This window comes from uncultured Olegusella sp., assembly GCF_947253395.1.
GTDB lineage: Bacteria > Actinomycetota > Coriobacteriia > Coriobacteriales > Atopobiaceae > Olegusella.
The window spans coordinates 1-3,728 of the sequence record NZ_CAMXYY010000130.1 but is presented as its reverse complement, the minus strand read 5'-3'; the positions used below and the strand labels follow the sequence as shown (position 1 = coordinate 3,728).

General features: G+C 49.2%; 4 protein-coding genes and 1 pseudogene. All 5 read right to left on the bottom strand.

From position 1 onward, the window contains the following. Positions 1-190: pseudogene (locus Q0X25_RS07785) on the bottom strand (hypothetical protein); the annotation flags it as partial. Then, complete coding sequence (gene raiA, locus Q0X25_RS07780; protein WP_298580881.1) at positions 177-770, bottom strand: ribosome hibernation-promoting factor, HPF/YfiA family; 594 nt, start codon at positions 768-770, stop codon at positions 177-179. The gene raiA and the pseudogene Q0X25_RS07785, both read right to left, overlap by 14 nt. Positions 771-875: 105 nt before the next feature. After that, positions 876-2,045 carry an ABC transporter substrate-binding protein gene (locus Q0X25_RS07775; protein ID WP_298580878.1) on the bottom strand — a complete coding sequence of 390 codons (1,170 nt, stop codon included), beginning with the start codon at positions 2,043-2,045 and terminating at the stop codon, positions 876-878. Between the two features lie 340 nt (positions 2,046-2,385). Further along, a complete protein-coding gene (locus Q0X25_RS07770; protein ID WP_298580875.1) occupies positions 2,386-3,201 on the bottom strand; it encodes a ComF family protein in 816 nt (271 codons plus the stop codon). A gap of 89 nt (positions 3,202-3,290) precedes the next feature. After that, positions 3,291-3,728: TatD family hydrolase (locus Q0X25_RS07765; RefSeq protein ID WP_298580872.1), on the bottom strand; the 438-nt coding region annotated here is incomplete at its 5' end.

The window sequence follows — 3,728 nt, the reverse complement described above, 5'->3', positions numbered from 1 at the left end:
AGTCAGAGGTGGTATCTACCATGATGCGCGTAGTACGCTTTTTGTGATATGCGTTGCCAATACGCCTTAGTTCATGAGGAGCCGCAACGGGCGCACAGTCCTCATGTTGTGGGGGAAGGGCCCCGCTGCTCGCAGCAGAGCCCTCCTGAATATCAATGGGCTGTTCGTTCTCGCAACTAGGCTCGCTCATCGTACTCCTCTATTTTTGGCTTGATAATGCCATAACCACCATTGTTGCGGTGGTAAATGACATTTATAAGCCCTGTTGTTGCGTTTTCAAAAACAAAGAAATCGTGGCCGAGCAAATCGGTCTGCACCAATGCCTGTTCTTCGGTCATAGGCTTGAGATCAACGTACTTCTCACGTACCAGCTGATCATCATCCTCACTTGGCTCAATCAAATCTGCCAAGTCCTCTACAGAAGTGGGCAGAGGACGAGGCATAGCATGACCTGCATGCTGACGGCGATCAACCACACGGGTCTTATAGCGACGCAGCTGACGAGCTACCTTGTCAGCAGCTTCATCAATTGCCGCATACATATCCTGGGCCTCAGCAACAACACGTACGACAGTATCACGAACAAAAACCGTAACCTCGCAGGCACGACGCTCAGGGTTAGAGCGATTTTTGTCCACACGCAGTACAACATCGCAGTTCATAGGCTGAATATCAAACACCTTGAGAGCATTACCAATTTTTTCCTCAACGGCATCGCGCATGGCGTCCGTGACGCTAACCTTGCGTCCCGAAATCTTAATATCCACCATTGGCGCCTCCTTGTTGTAGTCCAATAAAACGAGGGCTCAAAAGCTTTGCCCTATTGCTTTGATACCCTCTCTTACTCAAAGCATCACCAACAATCCGCCCAGCGGCTACTCTTGGGGCGTGACTGTTTCTGCGCCACTTTCACCGTCATTTGTGCTATAGCTGGCCTCCTCATCGCCTGTGGCTTCAGTATTGGTCTCAGCAACGCCAGCATTTCCACCTTCGTTATAGTTGTTATACGTGTTGTAATTGCTGTAGTCGCTGTAATCAAGAGAGTCGCCAGAATCACCGGTATTTTTAGGCGCTGTGGCGCTACCTGCATTGGTGGCAACCTCAGGGGCATCTTCTTTCTTCTCAACAATTTTGATGCCCTCTATCTGCGTCTTAGCACTAAGACCTGAAAATTTACCCAACCATCTCGTGCGCAAGACAGTATCAACGCCATTGGATTGAAGGGTCTCAAGAGCACGTCCTATTTCAGTAATGAGGCTCTTGTTAGAAGAAAGTACAGCAATACCACGGTTTACAGGAGCTATCAGACTCCCAGCAAAGTGAATATCTTTGTACTGATTGGCAAGAAAAGCACCAGCGTAGGCATCACAAAGTACATATTCCACTTCACCAGCATCAAGAGCATCGAACGCTTCGTTGAGATTACCAAAAGTTTTTTTATTCATCTTGAGATCGGTACGACTAAGAGTTACCTCAGAAGATTTGCCTGCCACCAAACCACAACTCTTACCCATCAGCTCTTTTTTTGCGAGCACACGCTCATCACCGCGATAAAAGAAAGAGGGCGCTGCTTCATTGGTCTGGCCAACAATACTGCATTTCTTGACATCATCTTTTGAAACGCCCAGCACAATATCAACGGTATTGGCACAAGCAGAATCAATATCACTCACGTTCACAAAGCGCACGTCTAAGCCCAACTCATCGGCCAGCGCCTCGCCCAACTCGATGCCGTAGCCCTTAACCGTATCGTCACCCAGCGTCGAAAGCACAAAAGGCGCTGACGTGATATTGGTGTTGATACCGACGGTGAGCACACTAGTCTGGCGAAGAGTAGGTTCTGCCAAATCAGAACCATTGCGTTTGAGAGAAGCAAGGCCATCAGCAATACTTCCCTGCTTTGTGGTTGGGGAAATAATGTGAGACAAGTCTGGTAACTCAAAGGGAAGCTTAAAAGGAAGTTGAGCTTTGCAGCCTATCAAACAACCCGAAATAAGTACGGTACAAACAAGGCCAATGAGCTTCTTTTTTGTACTTCGCCCCATACACTACCCTCTCAAAGCCACTATGAGCTTACTCAAAAACACACCGTCTCCCCAGCTGACCTGGTATTTGACCCCACACTCGCGCACAGGAATCTTCGCTTCGGGCTACGCGATGCCCCCACTACAAACTCTCTCGCCCGCGAGACGGAATATCTCTAGTAGGACGGGCGGTGCGGCTTACCTCTAGGACGAGCCATGCTCGCTCGGATCGCGATCCGAACTTACGTGGATCCTTTTGGCCTCGTCTGCCATGGACTAAGACGCACAGACCATAGCCATTTGCGTCCGCAACCACAGACCTGGAAAGACAATACATATTATACCAGCTACTTACCCTTACCTACCATGCACGCGCAAGAGAACACGCGGTTACCGATTCAGCGCCGCGCTCAAGCAGGACACGCGTACTTTCACGCAGGGTAGCCCCTGTTGTAATAACATCATCTACCAACAATAGACGAGCGTCAGCTACATCATCTATTACCTCCACCGAACCTTCTAAGTTGCGCAGACGACTCTGTCTATCCAGCTCACGCTGGTCGCGACTTTCATGGCGTAGCAATACGTCATACACAGGCAGACCCAACAAAGCTGCAAGCGCCTGCGAAATAAGTTCCATATGGTCAAACCCACGACGCACAAAAGCTGAAGGTGAAGCAGGTACAAAACAGATTCCATCTAACTCCTGAGAGTCATAACGTACACAACCATCTGCTGCCGCCCAGCTTGCCGCTTCATCAAGAGCTGTGGCAATCACGGCTGCGATAATGGGAGCCAAGCGCAACTCATGAGAATCCTTTAGTGTGGTTACCAGCAAAGCAGCGCTACCTGAAAACTCCAATGCCGAGATAGTCGTACGAGCTTCCCAGTGATAGGGCACAAGATCCCCCTCAGTATCAGAATTTTTTTGCACCCGTCTTTTGCGGAGGGCTTCTGCTCCGCAGTTTGTACAGGTGAGCCAACCATGTGGACTACCACAGATGGGACAGGCATAGCGTTGTTGTATCCACTTGAGCTTCTGGCGACAATGGTCACAAAGCAGCTGGCCTGGCACATCACAAACAATACAGCGAGTAGGCCACAGCAACTCGATGAGATGGTCACGTAAAAAATGAGGTTCTAGACTGTACAGCTGATTTTCTTGATATGAACTCAAGGCAGGGCAACTCCCTCGCGCACAAGCAGTACACGAGGAAGACCAGTGCTTGGGGTATACCCACTCCCTAGACTATCAATACCTAAAAACTAAGACGTAAGTTCAAAGAACTTATGAGCGTTATACCAAAAGTTGCGATACGTTTCTTCGCGAGAAGAAACGCCCGCAAGCTCACGTTGCTCAGCCAAAAAATCGATGGTCAAAGCTATCATTGCAGGCTCACACTCCATACCGCGCAAAGGAGTTGGTGCCATATAAGGACAATCGGTCTCAGACAGTATGAGCTCGTCTGGACAGGCAAGAAACGCTGCCCGAATATCATCAGAACGCTTAAAAGTGGCAGCGCCACCAAAGGCAATATGACAGCCCAATTCAACAAAAGGTTTCATTACTTCAGGACCACTCGTAAAGCAATGCAGATTACATCCTGCCTGCGGCACACCCTCTTTACGAAGCAGTTGAAGCGCTAGATCATGACCCAAACTATCGTTTTCTCCATCACGCAGGTGCAGCTCAACAGGAAGGTT

Coding starts and splice junctions, on each gene's coding strand:
- Q0X25_RS07775 (WP_298580878.1), bottom strand. CDS start 2,045: ATGGGGCGAAGTACAAAAAAGAAGCTCATTGGCCTTGTTTGTACCGTA.
- raiA (WP_298580881.1), bottom strand. CDS start 770: ATGGTGGATATTAAGATTTCGGGACGCAAGGTTAGCGTCACGGACGCC.